Origin of the sequence: Pseudarthrobacter cellobiosi, assembly GCF_023913815.1 — a bacterium.
GTDB classification, from domain to species: domain Bacteria; phylum Actinomycetota; class Actinomycetes; order Actinomycetales; family Micrococcaceae; genus Arthrobacter; species Arthrobacter cellobiosi.
Genome location: NZ_JAMXBK010000021.1, coordinates 1 through 18,193, shown reverse-complemented (window position 1 = coordinate 18,193; position 18,193 = coordinate 1). Strand labels below are relative to the sequence as shown.

The window sequence follows — 18,193 nt, the reverse complement described above, 5'->3', positions numbered from 1 at the left end:
TTCATTGTGGCACAAAGATTTACGGCAAACTCAGTCATCCACCGGCCCCACGGCGTCGAACTGCCCCTATAGAGTTTGCACCGAGCAAGCGCACATGCAGTCCGAGCAGGGGAGCAGAACAGTGTCTTTGGCAGGGAACTCGACCTTCAAGCCGCAGGGACGGCGCATCGCGGTCGTGGGCAGCGGAGTGGCCGGCCTGACGGCCGCTTATGTCCTGAACCGGCAAGACAACGTCACCCTTTTCGAGGCGGACAGCAGGCTGGGCGGCCATGCCCACACCCACAATGTCACGCAGCCCGATGGATCCGTCCTCGGCATCGACACCGGCTTCATCGTCCACAACGAGCGAACCTATCCCACCCTGCTGCGGTTGTTCGCCGAGCTGGGCGTGGAGACGCAGGACTCCGAAATGAGTATGTCCGTCCGCTGTGACGGCTGTGGCCTGGAATACGCCGGGGCCCGTGGGGGCGGTCGCGGGATCATCGCCCGCCCGTCCAGCCTGCTGCGCGGACGCTACCTGCTGATGCTGCTGGAGATCATGCGGTTCTACCGCAGGGCCCGGGCGCTGATTGAGTCGGCTCCGGCGTCCGACGCCGGCCCTGGTGCGGGCGGCGCGGAGCTCACCCTCGGTGAATTCCTGGCAAAGGAACGCTTCAGCCAGTACTTCATCTCCCATTTCATGACGCCGGTGGTCAGCGCAGTCTGGTCATGCGATCCCACCACTGCGCTGTCCTATCCGGCGCGCTACCTCTTCACGTTCCTGGGCCACCACGGAATGCTGGGCGTCAAGGGTTCGCCGCAGTGGCGGACCGTCACCGGCGGTTCGGGGAGGTACGTGGAGAAACTCGCCGCGACGCTCCCTGACATCCGGCTCGGCACCCCCGTCACCGGTATCCGGCGGCACGCCCTGGGTGTGGAAGTGGACACCGATCAGGGAGTCGATGACTTCGAGGCAGTGGTCATTGCCACACATCCGGCTCAGGCCCTGAGCATCCTCCCAGACGCCACGCCGGCCGAAAAAGAAGCCCTCGGCCAGATGCCGTACTCCGTCAACCACACCGTTTTCCACCGCGACCCGGCCGTCCTGCCCGCCGCGGACAATGCCAGGGCGTCCTGGAACTACCGGCTCCCGGACTGCGAAGCCCGCCCGGATAAGGTGCTGGTCAGCTACGACCTCACCCGGCTGCAGCGCCTGGAGCCAGCCGATGGCCAGCCGTACCTGGTGAGCCTGGGGGAGTCCGAGCTCATCGCGGAGGCACGGGTCCTGGAACATTTGGTCTACGAACACCCCCAGTACACCCCCGAATCACTGCGGGCACAGCAGCGCATTGCGGCACTGAGCGATGACCGCATCGCCTACGCCGGCGCCTACCTGGGCTGGGGGTTCCATGAGGACGGCGCCCTGGCAGGTGTCCGTGCCGCCGCGAGCCTGGGACGCACCTGGGACGGGCCCTCGACTCAGGCGCCCGAGCCCGAACTGCTCCCAGCCTCGGAGCGCGCATGAGCTCAACCGCAGCCATCTACCGCACGTCCATTTCCCACGTGCGCCAGAGCCCGCTGAAGAATGCTTTCACCTACCGGAGCTACAGCTGGTTTGTGGACGTGGACCGGCTCCCCGTTCTGCCCCGGCTCATGCGGCCGCTGGCTGTCTTCCGGGCCGCCGACCACCTGGGCGATCCCGACGCCACCATCCGCAGCAACGTGGAACGGTTCCTGCGGACCCGGGGGATAGAGCCCGACGGCGGGACCATCCGGATGCTGACCAGCGCCCGGGTCTTCGGCCACGTCTTCAACCCGCTCACCCTCTTCTGGTGCTACCGGATGTCCGGGGAGCTGCAGTGTGTCATCGCCGAGGTCCACAACACCTACGGCGAACGCCACTGCTACCTCCTGGAAACGGATCCTTCCGGCCGGGCCAGCGTGCCCAAGGCCTTCTACGTGTCACCGTTCAATGACGTTGACGGGCACTACCGGATGAAGCTGCCCGCACCGGAGCAACGGCTGTCCGTCTCCATCGTCCTGGAGCGGGAAGGGCAGCGGCCGTTCGCCGCAACTATGGACGGGGAACGGCGCCCCGGCACCGTCAGGAACATCCTGGCAGCGGCCGTTGCCGTCCCGGCCGCGCCGCTGCTGGTATCGGCACTGATCCGGATCCAGGGCATCAAACTCTGGGCGCGACGCCTGCCAGTCATCAAGAAACCACATCACCCCTCACAGGAGGCAGTCCAATGACCATGACCGATGAAAACGGAACAGCCGCGACTGCGGAGGTCTCCGCCGCGAAGTCAGCCGCACGGCACCCGGTGACGGAAAGGACCGCTGCCGGGGTACCGGCGTCGCCGGCCACCATCGATCCGGAAGTGTGGCCCGGCGTTGCCCACGCGCCGTCGGGCACTAAGGCGCGGGTGGCGGGCAAGGCCGCCGGCCTGTTGTTCAAGGCGGCCGTACGTCGGCTGCCCCTGCGCATTGCCTACCCGGACGGTTCGGTGCTGGGCGCCGGCGGCCCGGACGCGCCGGTGATGACCATGCTCAGGCCGGCAGCGTTCGAAGTGCGGATCGGTGACAACGGCCTGATCGGGCTGGGCGAGTCTTTTATGGCGGGGGACTGGGAAGCGTCAGACCTCGCCGGTGTGCTGGAGGTCTTCGCCGCGTCCGTGGACACGCTGATCCCTGCGCCGCTGCAGAGGCTGCGGACCCTGTACCTGCCGCGGACGCCGCGGCAGGAACGCAATGAAGAGCACAACACCCGCAGCAACATCTCGCGGCACTACGACCTCTCCAACGAGCTCTTCTCCAACTTCCTGGACACCACCATGAGCTACTCCTCGGCGCTTTTCCCGCTGAGCGACGGTGCACTGGATTCGGTCCCGTGGGATGCCTTGGCGAAAGCCCAGCAAGCCAAGATCGACAGGCTGCTGGACAAGGCCGGCGTCGGATCCGGCACGCGGCTGCTGGAGATCGGCACCGGCTGGGGTGAGCTGGCCCTCCGGGCAGCAGCCCGGGGTGCCACTGTCTACAGCGTGACGCTCTCCAGCGAGCAGCGGGCGCTGGCGCAGGAAAGGATTGCGGCCGCCGGCTACGCAGACCGGGTGACCGTGGCGCTGCAGGACTACCGGGCAGTGGAGGGCGAATTCGACGCTGTTGTGTCAGTGGAAATGGTCGAGGCGGTTGGTTATGAGTACTGGCCCATCTACTTCCAGACCATCGACCGCGTGCTGGCCCCGGGTGGGAAGGTGGCCATCCAAGCCATCACCATGCCGCACGGCCGCATGCTGGCTACCCGCAACGCGTACACCTGGGTGCACAAGTACATTTTCCCCGGTGGCTTCCTTCCCTCAGTGCGGGCCATCGAAAGCGTGACCCAGCAGCACACCACACTCCGCGTGCGGGAACGGATGGGCCTGGGCGATCACTACGCCGCGACCCTGCGCCTCTGGGAGGGGCGGTTCATGGACCGCTCACTGGAGGTGGGCGGGCTGGGGTTCGACGCCGTGTTCCAGCGGATGTGGCTGTTCTACCTGTGCTATTCACGGGCGGGTTTCCAGTCCGGCTACCTGGACGTGCAGCAGATTGTGCTGGACCGCAGGGAGGCTCAGCTTTAATTTTCAGGTGGTCACACGCACGGTCACACGCCGGCGCTGGAAACTCCAGTTATGGAAACTAATTGGAACACCACAGCAGAACTGAATACCTTCATCACCCTCACAGCCGACCGTATCGTGGCTGAGGGCACCCAGAGGGATCGCCGGACCCTGGAGATGATGGCATCCGCGGTCCAGCCGTTTGCGCCGGGCGCGGCGGCCGCGCTCAATGACTGGGACGGTTCGGAGGTAGCCCGGCTGCGGGCATTTGGCATCGTTCACGGTGTGTTGGTGCGTGAGTTGGGTGCGCCCGCCCAGGCTGAACTCCTGGCGCAGCTCAATCCGGCACCCGCTCTGGTGCTGGCTGCCTGAGCGTTGCTACATTGTGCTTGTGCTGCGCCTTCGGTTGATCGGCAGATTGGGTCTTGAACGCGACGGCCAGCCGATTCCCGGGCCCAGAGGCCACAAGAGCTGGGCCGTATTGGGGAGGCTGGTCCGGTCATCGGGGCCGGTTTCCCGCCAGGTTCTCGTGGATGAGCTGTTTTCTGACGCCGACGATCCCATGGGGGCACTGCGGTGGACGCTGGCTGAACTGCGTCGGAAAACGGGCCTGGCCGAAGCTTTCCGGGGCAACCCTGTCTCGCACGGGCTCGGTCCGGATACAGCTGTGGACGTGGCCGAACTCTCGCGGGGCGTGCTGGAAACGGAGATTCCCGAAGGGCACTTCCTGGAAGGGATCGACGTCAAGGGATCGCCAGGGTTTGAGTCCTGGCTCCTGGTGGAGCGCCAGAGGGTGGACAGTGAGGTGCTCAGCGCCCTGAGGCAGGCCGCTCTTCGGGCGCTTTCTGCCCGGCAGTCCGCCCGGGCCGTGGAACTTTCCCGGGCCATGGTGGCACGGGCGCCCTTCGAAGAAGGGCCGCACATCCTGCTGGTCAAGGCGCTGGCCTCATCCGGTGATGTGGACGCTGCCCTCCGGCAGGCCGACGCCAGCGAAGCAATGTTCGCCGCCGAGCTCGGAACAAGGCCCACCGCGGCCCTCCGCGCGGCCGCACGGCCCGCCGTCGCGGCGCCGGTACCCGGTGTTTCAGCCCGCGCGTCCGCCCAGTCCCTGTGCGAGGCCGGGCTTGCCGCCCTGTCAGCCGGCGCTGCCGACGCCGGGATCGAATGCCTGCGCGGAGCGTCCGCCGCAGCCGAGTTATCCGGCGACAAGGAACTGCTGAGCCGCTGCCTGACCGAGCTCGGCGCGGCGCTCGTCCACTCAATTCGAGGCTACGACGACGAAGGCTCCATCATTCTTGCCGCCGCCGTAGACCTGGCGTCTGCCGCCGGCGCGGAGCCGGTAGCGGCAAAGGCGCTGTCGGAGCTGGCATATGTTGACATCCTCGCCGGACGGCGGGCCAGTGCCGCCGGATACCTGGAAACTGCCCGCGGGCTGGCAACCGGGGATCCGTCCCTCGACGCGGCGATCGCCGGGTTTGAAGCCATGAACCTCAGCGACTGGGGCAAGCTTGAAGCAGGTGCCGACCAGTTCGCTGCCGCCGTCGAGCTGAGCCGGAGTGCCGGTTCCGTCAGACGTGAAGCCTGGAACCTGGGACTGGGGGCACGAAGCCTGTTTCTCCTGGGCCGCGTGGACGAGGCCGGAGAATGGGCCCGGCAATCCTGCGAACTGGCCCGCCGCGAACGCTGGACGGCATTCCGGCCCTGGCCGGAAGCGTGGCTGGCCCATGCCCGTCTGTCCGATGGAGAACGGCCCGGGGTGGTCCGGGAGCAGGCGGAGGCAACCTTCGCGCTCGCACGCCAGCTGCAGGACCCCTGCTGGGAAGGCCTTGCTGCGAAGACCATCGGGCTCACGCATTTGCTGGAAGGCAACGCCGATACTGCACTGGAGTGGATGAAGAACGCGGGGATCCTCTGCAGCCGGGTCACTGATTCGTACGCCTGGGTACAGGTTGAGATCCTCCTGGCAGAGGCCAGCGCGGCGCTGGAGTCCGGGGACACGGTCCGTGCGGATGCCGTGGCGAGGCAGGCTGTGGCCGGAGCGGCCCGGGGAAGCATGGATGACCTGCTCGACCGCGCCATGGGCCTCTTGGCGTCGCTGCCCACGGTACGGAGCTAAGACTCCGGTTTGGCCTGTTCGAGCCACGCGCGACACGCCGCCAAACACGCGACACGCTGGGGGGTTAATTGTGGCTAAGTACTCCACAGGGTGTGGATTACGTCCGCAAAAATGGCGGGATTCCGGACATTTTGAGGGCGCTTGCCTGTGGATTAAAAGTGCATTAAATGACATACTTGTAATACATCATCTTGGGGTTCCGAAGAGCCGTCTGCACTACATGTAGTATCGACGTACTAGCTTGGGCGGGACAAAGACGAGCGAAGATTTCGATAAAAGGGGACAGGACCATGACCGTTACGGTTTACACCAAACCTGCGTGTGTGCAGTGCAACGCAACCTACCGTGCGCTGGACAAAAAGGGCATCACTTACCAGAGCGTTGACATCTCCCAGGACGCCGATGCCCTCGAGCGCCTGAAGGCGCTGGGCTACATGCAGGCACCTGTTGTAGTCACGGACCAGGACCACTGGTCAGGCTTCCGCCCGGACAAGATCGAGGAACTGGCGCTGTCTGCCGTTTCCTCCGTGGCCTAAGGCCCTTCATTTCCCGCCAGCCGGCAAAGTTTCGACAAACACATGAGGTGACTCCCGTGGCAGTACTGACAGCGGCCGGGACCCAACAAGTGGCCCGGTTGCAGCCTGTCACCACGCAGAGTCAGCTCATCTATTTTTCCTCCACTTCCGAGAACACCAGCCGCTTCGTCGCGAAACTCGGACGCGAGCGGGCACGGATCCCGCTCCATGCAAAGGATGCACCCCTTCTCGCCACCCGGCCATACGTGCTGGTAGTGCCGACCTATGGGGGCACCGGGGGAGAGGGCTCCGTGCCCAAGCAGGTGATCCGCTTTCTGAATGACCCGCAGAACAGGCAACTGATCCGCGGGGTTATCGGTGCAGGCAACACAAACTTCGGGGACAACTACTGCATGGCCGCGGACATCATTGCCGCCAAATGCAAGGTCCCCAGGCTTTACAGATTTGAACTTATGGGCACGCCAGAAGACGTTGCCCGCGTACACAATGGATTGGACACGTTTTGGACACGACTGTCGCAGAAACAGAAGTAACCAGGGCCGAAGGCCAGGGCACCGCCGCTGCCGAAAAGCGGAGTGCCGCCGTCGAAAAGCCCGAGATGCCGGCTGCCTATAAGGGGCTGGGCTATCACGAGCTCAACGCCATGCTGAACCTGTACGGCCCCAACGGAGAGATTCAGTTCGAGGCCGACCGCGAGGCTGCGCACCAGTACTTCCTGCAGCACGTGAACAACAACACCGTCTTTTTCCATGACCTGGAAGAGAAGCTCGACTACCTGGTGAAGAACCAGTACTACGAGCGCGAAACCCTTGACCAGTACACGATGAACTTCATCCGCGAGCTCTACAACCGCGCGTACAAGAAGAAGTTCCGTTTCGAAACCTTCCTGGGCGCGTTCAAGTTCTACACGTCCTACACGCTGAAGACGTTCGACGGCAATCGATTCCTGGAGCGCTACGAGGACCGCGTCTGCATGGTGGCCCTGCACCTGGCCCGCGGTGACGAGAAGCTCGCCCTGCAGATGGTGGACGAGATCATCGAAGGCCGCTTCCAGCCGGCCACGCCCACGTTCCTGAACGCCGGCAAGAAGCAGCGCGGCGAGCTGGTCTCCTGCTTCCTGCTCCGCATCGAAGACAACATGGAATCGATCGGCCGGTCCATCAACTCGGCGCTGCAGCTGTCCAAGCGCGGCGGCGGTGTGGCGTTCGCGCTGACCAACATCCGCGAAGTCGGCGCCCCGATCAAGCAGATCGAGAACCAGTCCTCCGGCGTTATCCCCGTGATGAAGCTCCTCGAGGACAGCTTCTCCTACGCCAACCAGCTCGGTGCCCGCCAGGGTGCCGGCGCCGTGTACCTGCATGCGCACCACCCGGATATCTACCGCTTCCTGGACACCAAGCGCGAGAACGCGGATGAGAAGATCCGCATCAAGACCCTCTCGCTGGGCGTTGTCATCCCGGACATCACGTTCGAGCTGGCCAAAAAGGACGAGGACATGTACCTGTTCTCCCCGTACGACGTCGAACGCGTCTACGGCATGCCGTTCTCCGACGTCTCGGTCACCGAGAAGTACTACGAGATGGTGGACGATTCCCGGATCAAGAAGACCAAGATCAAGGCGCGCGAGTTCTTCCAGACCCTCGCCGAGATCCAGTTCGAATCCGGCTACCCGTACATCATGTTCGAGGACACCGTGAACCGGGAAAACCCGATCGACGGCAAAATCATCATGTCCAACCTGTGCTCGGAGATTCTCCAGGTTTCGCAGCCCACCACGTACCACGATGACCTGTCCTACGATGAGACCGGCAAGGACATTTCCTGCAACCTGGGTTCGCTGAACATCGCCAAGGCGATGGACAGCCCGGACTTCGGCCTGACCATCGAGACGGCCATCCGGTCCCTCTCGGCGGTCTCGGACATGTCCAACATCACCTCGGTGCCCTCGATCGCCCGCGGCAACGACCAGTCCCACGCCATCGGCCTGGGCCAGATGAACCTGCACGGCTACCTGGCCCGCGAGCGGGTCCACTACGGTTCCGAAGAGGGCCTGGACTTTACCAATATCTACTTCTACTCGGTGGTGTACCACGCGGTCCGCGCCTCCAACCTGCTGTCCATCGAGACCGGACAGACCTTCGGCGGCTTCGAGAAGTCCAAGTACGCCTCGGGCGAGTTCTTCGACAAGTACACGGAGCAGGAGTGGGTGCCGCAGACCGAGAAGGTTGCGGAGCTGTTCAAGAACATCCACATCCCCACCCAGGATGACTGGCGGGAGCTGAAGGCCTCCGTTATGGAGCACGGCATCTACAACCAGAACCTGCAGGCCGTCCCGCCGACGGGCTCGATCTCCTACATCAACAACTCCACCTCCTCGATCCACCCGGTGGCGTCCAAGATCGAGATCCGCAAGGAAGGCAAGCTGGGCCGCGTGTACTACCCGGCGCCGTACCTGACGAACGACAACCTGGAGTACTACCAGGACGCGTACGAGCTCGGCTACGAGAAGGTCATCGACACCTACGCCGCCGCCACCCAGCACGTGGACCAGGGCCTGTCCCTGACGCTGTTCTTCAAGGACACTGCCACCACGCGCGATATCAACCGGGCCCAGATCTACGCCTGGAAGAAGGGCATCAAGACCATCTACTACATCCGTCTCCGCCAGCTCGCACTGGAGGGAACTGAGGTGGACAACTGCGTCAGCTGCATGCTTTAATCTTCAACTAAATCTGGACGGTACGACGGCGGGCGCCCGCCCGCCATCGTACGCTTAACTTCAAAGAATAACCCAACTTTTAGGGGATGACATGACCGAGAAGGTCAAGCTGCTTAGCCACGTCGAAGCGATCAACTGGAACCGCATCCAGGACGATAAGGACGTAGACGTCTGGAACCGTCTGGTCAACAACTTCTGGCTGCCGGAGAAGATCCCGCTGTCCAACGACGTCCAGTCGTGGGCCACGCTGACCCCCGACGAGCAGCAGCTCACCATGCGCGTGTTCACCGGCCTGACCCTGCTGGACACCATCCAGGGCACCGTCGGCGCCGTCTCGCTGATTCCGGACGCTATCACCCCGCACGAGGAAGCCGTCTACACGAACATCGCGTTCATGGAGTCTGTGCACGCCAAGAGCTACTCCTCGATCTTCTCCACGCTGGCCTCCACCAAGGAGATTGACGAGGCATTCCGCTGGTCTACTGAGAACGTGAACCTTCAGAAGAAGGCCCAGATCGTCATGGACTACTACCAGGGCGACGATCCGCTGAAGCGCAAGGTGGCCTCCACGCTGCTGGAGTCCTTCCTGTTCTACTCGGGCTTCTACTTGCCCATGTACTGGTCCTCACGGGCCAAGCTGACGAACACGGCCGACCTGATCCGCCTGATCATCCGCGACGAAGCCGTCCACGGCTACTACATCGGCTACAAGTTCCAGAAGGGCCTTGAGGGCCTCTCCGAGGAGCGCAAGCAGGAGATCAAGGACTACACGTTCGAACTGCTCTTCGAGCTGTACGAGAACGAGGTCCAGTACACTCACGACCTCTACGATTCCGTTGGCCTGGCCGAGGACGTCAAGAAGTTCCTGCACTACAACGCCAACAAAGCACTGATGAACCTGGGCTACGAGGCCATGTTCCCGGCTTCCGTCACCGACGTGAACCCGGCCATCCTCTCGGCCCTGTCCCCGAACGCCGACGAGAACCACGACTTCTTCTCCGGGTCCGGTTCGTCGTACGTCATCGGCAAAGCGGTGAACACAGAGGACGACGACTGGGACTTCTAGTCCACCCCCTGTTGGTTGTTGAGCCCATATGAGGAGGGTCCCCCACGCTGATACGTGCGGGACCCTTCGCGCTCTCCGGTCAGGCTAACGTTTGCTTGTTCGCGAGGCCCGCATCTGCGCCTCCGCGCTGACACCGCCATCGGCCGCCCCGCACCGGCGGCTCCCACGGGACCGGCGGTGGGGACACCCTTCACCGTGAAATGCATAACGGCAACGTCGCCAGAATCACGATCGTCTCCGCCGTGCGGACGGACACGGTGACCACGACTGCGTTTGCGTCAACGCCGAAGAACGGAACCTACCTGCTCCTGGACGTACTGTGGGAGACCTAGGCGGGGAAGGCTAGCTCGAATCCCTTCTACTTCTCAGCCAAAGATGAAAGCGGCCGCAAAGCTGACCTCAGCATGTTTGCCGACAACCAGCTGGGCTCCGGTGACGTCCTGCCGGGCGACCAGTCCGAGGGTGTGTCGCGTTCGACATGGCGCCCGGGGCGGCGACGTGATTGAATCACGGGCTGCTTTCCCTCATCGCCGCTTCGAACGCCGGCAAACTGCGTTCGATCATGTCCTCGTTGGCTGTCAGGGAGATCCGGAAGAAGCCTGGCGTCTCGAACAGCACGCCCGGCAACACGAAGACATCCCGGCGGGCAAGTGAGTTGGTGAACGCCTCATCGTCCGAAATGGGGGACGTGACATACAGGTAGAACGTGCCTTCCGGCCGCCGGACGCGGTACCCCATGCCGCCGAGCACATCGACGAGACGGTCCCGGCGCCGCTGCAACTGGCCGACGTCGATGGTGAACTTCTCCAGTTCGGGAAGCGCGTGCTGCAGCAGGGCGTTCGGATACACCCAGCCCATCGCCACCTGCAGGCCAGTGATAGCCGGTTCCATCTCATCCCGCTGCGGCATGGTGGGCGGCAACGCCAGGTAGCCGACGCGCTGGCCTGGGGAGAGATGGGTCTTGCCGTAGGAGTAGGCCAGAAGCGTGTGCGGGTAGAACTCCACAGGGCTGTGGAATCGCAAGCCGTCGAACACGATCCGGTTGTAGGCCTCGTCCGAGATTAGGTAGATCCGCCGTCTAAGCCTGGCCGAGGCCGCCTCCAGCAGTTCGGCCAGCCGGACCAGTAATTCGGGTGGATAAATCCGCCCCGTGGGATTGTTGGGCGAGTTGACGATCACGGCCCGGGTGCGTTCCGTGATGGCGGCCTCGATCGCATCGAGGTCCAGGTCGAACGTGGTTGTGTTGATTTTCACCTTCACCGGTACGAGCCCGGCTTCAAGGATCAGCGGCTCGTATAGGAACCAGGGCGGCAGGCTGTAAATGATCTCGTCGCCGGGATCTGCGACGGTCTTCAGCGCAAGGGCGATGGCGGCGAAGCCACCGGTGGTGAGGTAAATATCCTCCGTCCGGAAGGGCACATCCAGCAGCCTGTGAAGGGATTGAGCGGCTGCTTCCCGGGCGGCTTCGCCGTTGGTCTGGTAGGCGAACCACTGATCATTCTGAGGAGTCAGCGCGTCCCGCAGCGTATTGACGTAGCGGTCAGCCGGCATCTGGTGCGGATTGCCGAAGGTGAAGTCGCAGCCCGGCACCTGCCCGGTCCCGCGGGCACTGTACTCCCGGATGTAGGCGCTAACCCGCTGAAAGGAGGGGATCGACGCCAGCCGGGCGGCGCGATCAGATACCGCCGAGGTTGTCTGGGATGTGGCTGTCGGATCGTTCATGTCAGCGCTCCTGTGTAGGGCAGCCCGGTGGGGCGGCAGTCGGTTGGGCGGCGCGCTGCCAAGCCAGCGGAGGCCGTTGTAAGAGCCATTGTTGACTCGACGACGCATTGGAGTAAAGACTCCGCGATAATGGCCCGGGCAAGGGCGTGCCTCCGGTGTCGGGTATTTACGTGGGTATAGGGTCGGGTGCTATGGCGCTGCGACTTGTTCAGGTGAATTTCAAGGCTCGGGATGACTCGGCCCTCGGCCGGTTTTGGGCGGAGGCGCTCGGCTGGGGTGTTTCCAGCGAGGGACCCGGAGTGACAAATGTTGAGCCCGTGGGCTTTGCCTGGCCGGACCCCGCCGCCGTCTGCATCGATGTCGTCACCGTCCCGGACCCCGAGACAGTGAAGTACCGCGCGCACCTCGATCTGGCCACCACCTCTGCGGCCCATCACGCGGAGCTGGTCGCGCGGCTGTTGGAGCTCGGTGCGACGCTCGCGGATGTGGGCCAGGGTGATGTGCCGTGGACAGTCCTAGCCGACCCGGAGGGCAATGTGTTCTGTGTGCTGGAGCCGCGACCGATCTACCGGGACACCGGGCCGATTGCCACGGTGGTGGTCAACTGCGCGGATCCGCGGGCCCTGGCCCGGTTCTGGGGCGAGGCCACGGACTGGACCGTGCACGAGGTGAACGACGACCATGCGAGGCTGCGTTCGGCCAAGGGCGTCGGGCCGTATCTGGAATTACTTCGCACGTCTGGCGTGGAGACGGTGTGGAACCGTGTCCATCTCGACGTGATGCCGTACCCGGGTGATGATCAAGCGGCAGAAGTGGCCAGGCTGCGGGCGCTGGGCGCCACGGGCGCCGACGTCCGCCAGGGCGATGTGCCATGGGTATGCCTCGCCGACACTGAGGGTAACGAGTTCTGCGTCCTCACCCCGGGCTGACGCCGGGTCACTGACAGCCAGATTCGAAGCGCTGTCCGTCTGGTCGAAGGCGGCGACCCAAGGGCTTACATGTACGCTTGGTGACCACAGGTGTACATTTGAAGAATGTCCACCATCAACATCACCGACGCGCGTTCCCATCTGCCGGAACTCGTCAGAGTGGCTGAATCGGAGCCGGTATTCATTGAGCGCCGGGGGCGAAGGGCAGCCGTTCTCGTGTCCCCGGAGCGCTACGAGCAGATGCTCGACGCCTTGGAAGAAGTCGAAGATATCGCAGCGTTCGACGAGGCGATGGCCGAAGAGGGCGAAAATATCCCCTGGGCCCAGGTGAAAGTCGATCTTGGCTGGGTATGACCAGCTATCGGATTGAGCTGCGCCCTGCGGCCCTTCGGGCCCTCAGACAGATCCATCCGAACGACCGCGATCGTATCCACGGCGCCATCGCACTCCTCGGGTCCGATCCGCGACCGCCCAAGGCCATCGCCTTGCGTGGACGTCCGGGATTTCGGGTCCGGGTTGGCGACTATCGGATCATTTATACAATCCAGGACGATGTGCTGCTGGTGGTTGTTGTCACCGTTGGTCATCGGCGCGATGTCTACAGCAGTAGGCTGTCGGCTATTCGCTAGTCCCGCTCGGCTGCCTCCGTCGCTGCGGCGGCTGCCAGGCGCCGCCTGCGGCAGCACCGCCGTCGGCCGCCCTTCACCGAACCGCAGGCGCCATTTCCGTCTGATGCGCGCACAATAATAAGGACAGGCCGGGCCTGGCCGGCCCTGGTTTCCGGAGTCGAGGACGGTCACCGTGAGAGCGATTCAGGCCAAGGCCACAGTGCTGCTGATGGCGGCGCTCCTTTTGGGCGGTTGCGGCTCCGGCGCCGGAAGTCCCGCGGCGTCCCCCGGGCCGGGGACAGCGACGACGGGAGCGGTCACCCCTGGAGCGCCAGTTATCACCATCAAGGACTTCGAGTATGGCGCGCCGCTGACCGTTGCGCCGGGCACAATTGTCACGGTCACCAACATGGATTCAGCGGGCCATACCGTCACCGCGGACCAGGGCCAGGCATTTGACGTGGATGTGCGGGGAAGCGGCGGGACGGCCACGTTCACAGCGCCGTCGGCACCCGGGTCCTACCCCTACTTTTGCACGTATCACCCCAATATGCGCGGGACGCTGATAGTCAAATGAACGTGGCACTGAGGGTACTGACAGCACTGGCTTTGTTCATCGATGCCGGGGTCCATATTTATCTGGCCCCCGGCTACCAGGCGGCCTCACCTGGCGGAATCGGACAAGGCAACTTGTTCTATCTCGAATCGGCGGCGGCGGTGCTGACGGCGCTGTGGGTTCTGTTCCGCGGCAGCAGAGCCTCCTTTGCCCTGGCCCTGGTGGTGGCCCTGAGCGCATTCGTGGCCGTGGTGTTGTACCGGTATGTGGATATCCCGGCCTTCGGACCCTTCCCTGCCATGTATGAGCCTGTGTGGTTTTTTGAGAAGTCGCTCAGCGCCGTGGCTGAAGGAGCCGGAGCGCTACTGGCCGCTGCGGGCCTGGTGCGTACCAAGCCCAAGGTACGGTCCGGCAGCGGATAGTGGGTCGTCAGGGCATCGGTGCGGGTGGGAGGTTTTTGGCGGCCGGCCCTTGGATGACGGTGCCGTCGGTGCTGAATCGCGAGCCGTGGCAGGGGCAGTCCCAGGTGGCGTCGGCGGTGTTGAAGCCGACGGTGCAGCCCAGATGGGTACAAGTGGCGGAGACGGCGTGGACCTGCCCGTCCGCGTCTTTGTAGACGGCCGTGCTCTCGCCGTTGACTGTCATGACTGTCCCCTCACCCGGCGACAGCTCCGTGTGGCCGGGCCGGCCGCGGAGTTTGCCGGCCAGGACAGTTGCCACGGTCTTGATGTTCTCCTTCATGAACCGTCGCGCGCTGGCTGCCGGGGTAATCCGGTTGCTGTTGAACACCGAGGCCCAGGGGTTCTCCCGGCCGCTGAGGGTGTCAGTGAGAATGAGAGCGGCGGCGGTTCCGTTGGACAGGCCCCATTTGCGCAGACCGGTGATCACGTACACGTGTTTGGCAGTGGGGGACATGAGACCGGCGTAGGGCAGCCCGTCGAGCGGGATGCCGTCCTGTGTTGACCAGCGGTAGGCGACCTTGTCCACGCCGAGGCGGTCGTGGGCGAAGGCTGCGAGTCTGTTGTACCGCTCGGCCGTGTCGCCGGGCTCCGATACGCGGTGGCCTTCGCCGCCGGTAAGCACGTAGCTTGTACCGTTGACGCTGGCGGTCAGAATGGACCGCATCGGTTCGTCGACGCTGATGAACGTGGCGTCCAGCGGTGGGGTGTCCACGCGTCCGGCGACAAGATAGGAACGGTGCGGATGACACCGCAGGTAGAAGAGGCCCTGGCCGCTGAACGGCACATTCGTGGCGACGATGATGTCGCGGGCCCGGACGGTGCCGTGTCCGGTATCGACGACGGCCGGGGAGCCGTCGTGGATTCGCTCCGCCCGGGTCTGCTCGAAGACGAAGCTGCCCTCACCATCGACCACGCGGGCCAGACCCTGAAGGTATTTCACGGCATGGATTTGCGCCTGCCCATCGAATCGGGCCGCACCCTTGACCGGGAAGGGCAGCGGCACCTCGGTGGTGAAGGCTGCGGGAAGGCCGAGCCGGGCCGCAAGGTTGGCTTCGCCGCGCACGAGGTCGAGCGCGTTATCGGTTTCGGCGTAGGTGTAGTTGGCGACGCGGCGGAAGTCACAGTCGATGGCTTCCTCGGCCACCAGCTGCGCGACGTGTTCGACTGCGGACTGGTTGGCCTGCCCGTACGTGCGGGCGGTTTCGTCGCCGTGTTTGCGTGCAAGGTCCGTGTAGGCAAGGCGGTGAAGGGAGGTGACCTTGCCGGTGGTGTGGCCGGTGACGCCGGTTCCGACGCGGGCGGCGTCGATGACCGCGACGGTCTGGCCGGTGCGTTTGAGCGCCAACGCGGCGGTCAGCCCGGCGATGCCCGCCCCGATAACCGCGACGTCCACCTCCAGATCCCCGCGCAGGACGGGATAATCGGTGGTTCCGGCGGTAGCGACCCAGAGGGAGACCGGTTCACCTTCGGGCCGTCCACTGTTCGATGCGTCATTCACTGCGTCACCTCAGGATCACCCGGTACTGCTCGGCTGTGTTAGGGCTGCGTCAGCAGCCGCCGACGCCGAGGGGACTCACGGCGACCGTCCCGAGGATTTCACGCCCCGGGGGACGGCCGCCGTCGTCGGTTTTCCACGAACCGTGGAGGCGCTACATAGGGCTTCCCTTCATCTTCTCCATGGCATCCCGGCCGAGCCAGAGGCCCAGGCCCACCATGCCAACGCCCAGAACCAGGTGCAGCCAATTGTCGGCGGTGTTGAACGGGACGAAGTTGGCGGCCGCGTTCATGTCGATGACCAGGCCGTAGATCCACAGCAGCAGGTACACAACGCCGCCGCCAAGGAAGAACCAGCGGGCCATCGAGTTTGTCCGGGCCATCGCAATGCCGGCCGCGCCAAACAGCAGATGGACGATGTTGTGCAGGATGGACACTTGGAAGACTCCAAGCAGCATGGCCCCGGACTCATGTCCGGCAAAGGTCATGGCGCCGTAATTGGTGGTGATTCCCGGGATAAACCCGAGGACTCCAACCAGCAGGAAAACGGCACCAGTGCCTATGGCGGTGTTGTGAAGCGTCAACCCCATCATGTGGTGTTGAGCGGGGTGTGAAGCGGTAGTCATTGGTCTCCCTTTCACGCAAACTGCCGGCTCTTCAGATGGAGAACCGGCCTGGCGGCAAGGAGTCGCAGGAATCCTGCCGACGCCCACATCGTACTCCGGAAAACCGTGTGTGGGCAGGGGAAACAGAGCCTGGGGGGCCTCGCCCAGGCGTTGACCGGGCGCGGCCATCTTTCCCAGAAGCCGCAGTCGCTGACATGCTTGTGTTGTGACCTTAGTCTCGACGCAGCCACCCCGTACCGCGCTCACTTGGAAGTTGGTGCCAGCGGTCCTGCTCTCGGCGTCCGGGGTGTTGCTATTCGGCGTCGAGAATGACCTCGTGGGCTACAGCGTGCTGGTTTTGAGCCTGGTCACGGCCGCACTGATCGACCGCGAATTCGTGCGGCACCTCGCGCTGATTGCGGCGGGAATGGTGATCATCAGCCTGGTTCCGCTGAACGCGGATTTGAGCATCCCGCACATGACCCTGATGGGTGGTGCCCTCGCGTTGGCCGTGCTGGTGCCGTGGCTGGTGTCGCGGTTCGTCTACCGCGAGAAGATCATCAAATTTCCGGTAAACACGGGCCGCAAATGGCCTTTGTCAGCGAAGCTGTACCTGATCGCTGTTGTAGCACTCGGCTACCTGATCCTGCCTGTGTACCTGATACGCACGGAGGTGTATCAGAACTGGCCGGACGCGTCCGACCCCACCATCTTCTGGCGCCTTTTTCTCGGCGTGAACGCTGTTGGAATTTGGGACGAGCTGTTCTTCATCTGCACCACCTTCACGCTCCTGCGGCGGCACTTCCCGGACTGGCTCGCCAACATCCTGCAGGCCGTGGTCTTCTCGTCTTTCCTGTGGGAGATCGGCTACATGGCCTGGGGACCGCTCCTGACGTTCCCGTTCGCGCTGCTGCAGGGATACACCTTCAAGCTGACCAAGTCGTTCACCTATGTTGTGACGGTGCACTTGGTCTTCGACTTCGTGCTGTTCCTCGCACTCGTGCACGCGCACAACCGCGACTGGCTGCCGATCTTCTGGTATTGAGGCCTGCTTGCGTGGATCAGAGCCAATTGTGAAAGCGGCACTTTCACCAGTTATCCGACGGCGGTCCCGCCGGAGCGGCTGTACCAGGAGCGGTCGTACCTGGTGAGCACAGTAAAGCCATGGTGGGACAGATCGAGTACGTTCACGACGCCGAGGCTACGTCCCGGCTATGAATGACATCCTCAGCCGAAGGGATGCTGGTCGTTGAGCGTGTCGGGGCCTATCCCGATGGACGTACTGGCTGACGCAGCACAGTCCTTAGCTTCCCCGAAGCCACTCACTTGGGGTCGTCCAGGTAGATCTCCTGGTGGTTCCCGTTTGGAACCAGGTTATGGGCGGGCAGGAACTTACTGTGCAGCCTGGCAAGGGTCGGCACCTCCCCGCTGTTCGGCCCCACGTGCATGATCTGGGCGCAGGCCTTCGTGAAAGCTTTCGCTCCGCAGGCTGGCCGGCGGTTCACCCATGCTTGCTTTCGCCTTATCGACGGCATCCTTCAAACATCGCCGCCGTCAGCCAGCCCGGTTCAAAGACGATCATCATCCGCCAGTTCAGTTTGTCTCGGTTTCCGTGGATGAAGTCCTGGATGTCGTCCGCCCACCACAAACCTTCCGGCGGTGCTTCCACGAAGGGCTTGCCCATTTGTTTTCTAGCGTTCCTTGGTGTTCCAAACTTTGACACTGATCTTGAGTTTTAGGCAGCGTTTTTCATTCGGGCGTTGTCGATGTAGCCGTTGACGTGGCGGTCGATGGTGGCCA

General features: G+C 63.7%; 21 protein-coding genes. 16 read left to right on the top strand and 5 right to left on the bottom strand.

All coding sequences use genetic code 11. The features are described from left to right. Window positions 1–127: 127 nt before the first annotated feature. The 10 genes from NG701_RS06835 to NG701_RS20950 all read left to right on the top strand — a co-directional run bounded on the left by NG701_RS06835 (window position 128) and on the right by NG701_RS20950 (window position 10,350). A complete protein-coding gene (locus tag NG701_RS06835) occupies window positions 128–1,504 on the top strand; it encodes an NAD(P)/FAD-dependent oxidoreductase (RefSeq protein ID WP_252565634.1) in 1,377 nt (458 codons plus the stop codon). Further along, window positions 1,501–2,232, top strand: coding sequence for a DUF1365 domain-containing protein (locus tag NG701_RS06830; protein WP_252565631.1), 732 nt, complete (start codon window positions 1,501–1,503; stop codon window positions 2,230–2,232). The genes NG701_RS06835 and NG701_RS06830 overlap by 4 nt, the downstream gene beginning before the upstream one ends. Next, window positions 2,229–3,602: a class I SAM-dependent methyltransferase gene (locus NG701_RS06825; RefSeq protein WP_252565628.1), complete on the top strand. Its 1,374-nt coding sequence runs from the start codon at window positions 2,229–2,231 to the stop codon at window positions 3,600–3,602. Before NG701_RS06830 ends, NG701_RS06825 begins: the two co-directional genes overlap by 4 nt. 51 nt (window positions 3,603–3,653) lie before the next feature. Beyond that, window positions 3,654–3,953, top strand: coding sequence for a hypothetical protein (locus NG701_RS06820; RefSeq protein WP_252565625.1), 300 nt, complete (start codon window positions 3,654–3,656; stop codon window positions 3,951–3,953). Between the two features lie 157 nt (window positions 3,954–4,110). Next, a complete protein-coding gene (locus tag NG701_RS06815) occupies window positions 4,111–5,697 on the top strand; it encodes an AfsR/SARP family transcriptional regulator (RefSeq protein ID WP_252565622.1) in 1,587 nt (528 codons plus the stop codon). A gap of 290 nt (window positions 5,698–5,987) precedes the next feature. After that, window positions 5,988–6,233 carry a glutaredoxin-like protein NrdH gene (nrdH, locus tag NG701_RS06810; RefSeq protein WP_009356333.1) on the top strand — a complete coding sequence of 82 codons (246 nt, stop codon included), beginning with the start codon at window positions 5,988–5,990 and terminating at the stop codon, window positions 6,231–6,233. A 56-nt stretch (window positions 6,234–6,289) separates the two neighbouring features. Beyond that, entirely contained in the window at window positions 6,290–6,766 is a 477-nt protein-coding gene (gene nrdI, locus NG701_RS06805) for a class Ib ribonucleoside-diphosphate reductase assembly flavoprotein NrdI (RefSeq protein WP_252565619.1), read from the top strand. Window positions 6,767–6,831: 65 nt separating this feature from the next. Continuing rightward, window positions 6,832–8,952 (top strand): class 1b ribonucleoside-diphosphate reductase subunit alpha, encoded by a 2,121-nt coding sequence (gene nrdE / locus NG701_RS06800; RefSeq protein WP_252566131.1) that lies wholly within the window; start codon window positions 6,832–6,834, stop codon window positions 8,950–8,952. Between the two features lie 91 nt (window positions 8,953–9,043). After that, entirely contained in the window at window positions 9,044–10,018 is a 975-nt protein-coding gene (gene nrdF / locus NG701_RS06795) for a class 1b ribonucleoside-diphosphate reductase subunit beta (protein WP_024368367.1), read from the top strand. Between the two features lie 200 nt (window positions 10,019–10,218). Next, window positions 10,219–10,350: a hypothetical protein gene (locus NG701_RS20950; RefSeq protein ID WP_256472332.1), complete on the top strand. Its 132-nt coding sequence runs from the start codon at window positions 10,219–10,221 to the stop codon at window positions 10,348–10,350. 175 nt (window positions 10,351–10,525) lie between these two features. Here the strand turns inward: NG701_RS20950 and NG701_RS06790 are convergent, their stop codons facing one another. Then, window positions 10,526–11,740 (bottom strand): aminotransferase class I/II-fold pyridoxal phosphate-dependent enzyme, encoded by a 1,215-nt coding sequence (locus NG701_RS06790; RefSeq protein WP_252565617.1) that lies wholly within the window; start codon window positions 11,738–11,740, stop codon window positions 10,526–10,528. A gap of 191 nt (window positions 11,741–11,931) precedes the next feature. Between NG701_RS06790 and NG701_RS06785 the strand changes: the two genes are divergently transcribed. From NG701_RS06785 to NG701_RS06765, 5 genes are all read left to right on the top strand, one after another. After that, the gene (locus NG701_RS06785; RefSeq protein ID WP_252565615.1) at window positions 11,932–12,669 is read left to right on the top strand and encodes a VOC family protein; all 738 of its coding nucleotides are present in this window, start codon (window positions 11,932–11,934) and stop codon (window positions 12,667–12,669) included. A gap of 105 nt (window positions 12,670–12,774) precedes the next feature. Next, on the top strand, window positions 12,775–13,023 hold the full coding sequence (locus NG701_RS06780) for a type II toxin-antitoxin system Phd/YefM family antitoxin (RefSeq protein ID WP_252565613.1): 249 nt from the start codon (window positions 12,775–12,777) through the stop codon (window positions 13,021–13,023). Next, window positions 13,020–13,298 carry a type II toxin-antitoxin system RelE family toxin gene (locus NG701_RS06775; protein ID WP_252565611.1) on the top strand — a complete coding sequence of 93 codons (279 nt, stop codon included), beginning with the start codon at window positions 13,020–13,022 and terminating at the stop codon, window positions 13,296–13,298. Before NG701_RS06780 ends, NG701_RS06775 begins: the two co-directional genes overlap by 4 nt. Before the next feature lie 172 nt (window positions 13,299–13,470). Continuing rightward, complete coding sequence (locus NG701_RS21135) at window positions 13,471–13,854, top strand: cupredoxin domain-containing protein (protein WP_252565609.1); 384 nt, start codon at window positions 13,471–13,473, stop codon at window positions 13,852–13,854. Continuing rightward, window positions 13,851–14,255 carry a hypothetical protein gene (locus tag NG701_RS06765; protein ID WP_252565607.1) on the top strand — a complete coding sequence of 135 codons (405 nt, stop codon included), beginning with the start codon at window positions 13,851–13,853 and terminating at the stop codon, window positions 14,253–14,255. Before NG701_RS21135 ends, NG701_RS06765 begins: the two co-directional genes overlap by 4 nt. A gap of 7 nt (window positions 14,256–14,262) precedes the next feature. Here NG701_RS06765 and NG701_RS06760 read toward each other — a convergent pair whose 3' ends face one another. Beyond that, complete coding sequence (locus tag NG701_RS06760) at window positions 14,263–15,792, bottom strand: FAD-dependent oxidoreductase (protein WP_252565605.1); 1,530 nt, start codon at window positions 15,790–15,792, stop codon at window positions 14,263–14,265. A gap of 151 nt (window positions 15,793–15,943) precedes the next feature. Beyond that, a complete protein-coding gene (locus NG701_RS06755) occupies window positions 15,944–16,414 on the bottom strand; it encodes a DUF4383 domain-containing protein (RefSeq protein WP_252565602.1) in 471 nt (156 codons plus the stop codon). A gap of 253 nt (window positions 16,415–16,667) precedes the next feature. Here NG701_RS06755 and NG701_RS06750 point away from each other — a divergent pair, with 253 nt between their 5' ends. Continuing rightward, window positions 16,668–17,438 carry a CPBP family intramembrane glutamic endopeptidase gene (locus tag NG701_RS06750; protein ID WP_252566128.1) on the top strand — a complete coding sequence of 257 codons (771 nt, stop codon included), beginning with the start codon at window positions 16,668–16,670 and terminating at the stop codon, window positions 17,436–17,438. Between the two features lie 277 nt (window positions 17,439–17,715). Here NG701_RS06750 and NG701_RS21350 read toward each other — a convergent pair whose 3' ends face one another. Both NG701_RS21350 and NG701_RS06745 read right to left on the bottom strand, forming a co-directional pair. After that, window positions 17,716–17,928 (bottom strand): GyrI-like domain-containing protein, encoded by a 213-nt coding sequence (locus NG701_RS21350; RefSeq protein WP_256472331.1) that lies wholly within the window; start codon window positions 17,926–17,928, stop codon window positions 17,716–17,718. Continuing rightward, window positions 17,916–18,077 carry a hypothetical protein gene (locus NG701_RS06745; protein WP_252565599.1) on the bottom strand — a complete coding sequence of 54 codons (162 nt, stop codon included), beginning with the start codon at window positions 18,075–18,077 and terminating at the stop codon, window positions 17,916–17,918. Before NG701_RS06745 ends, NG701_RS21350 begins: the two co-directional genes overlap by 13 nt. Between the last annotated feature and the right edge of the window lie 116 nt (window positions 18,078–18,193).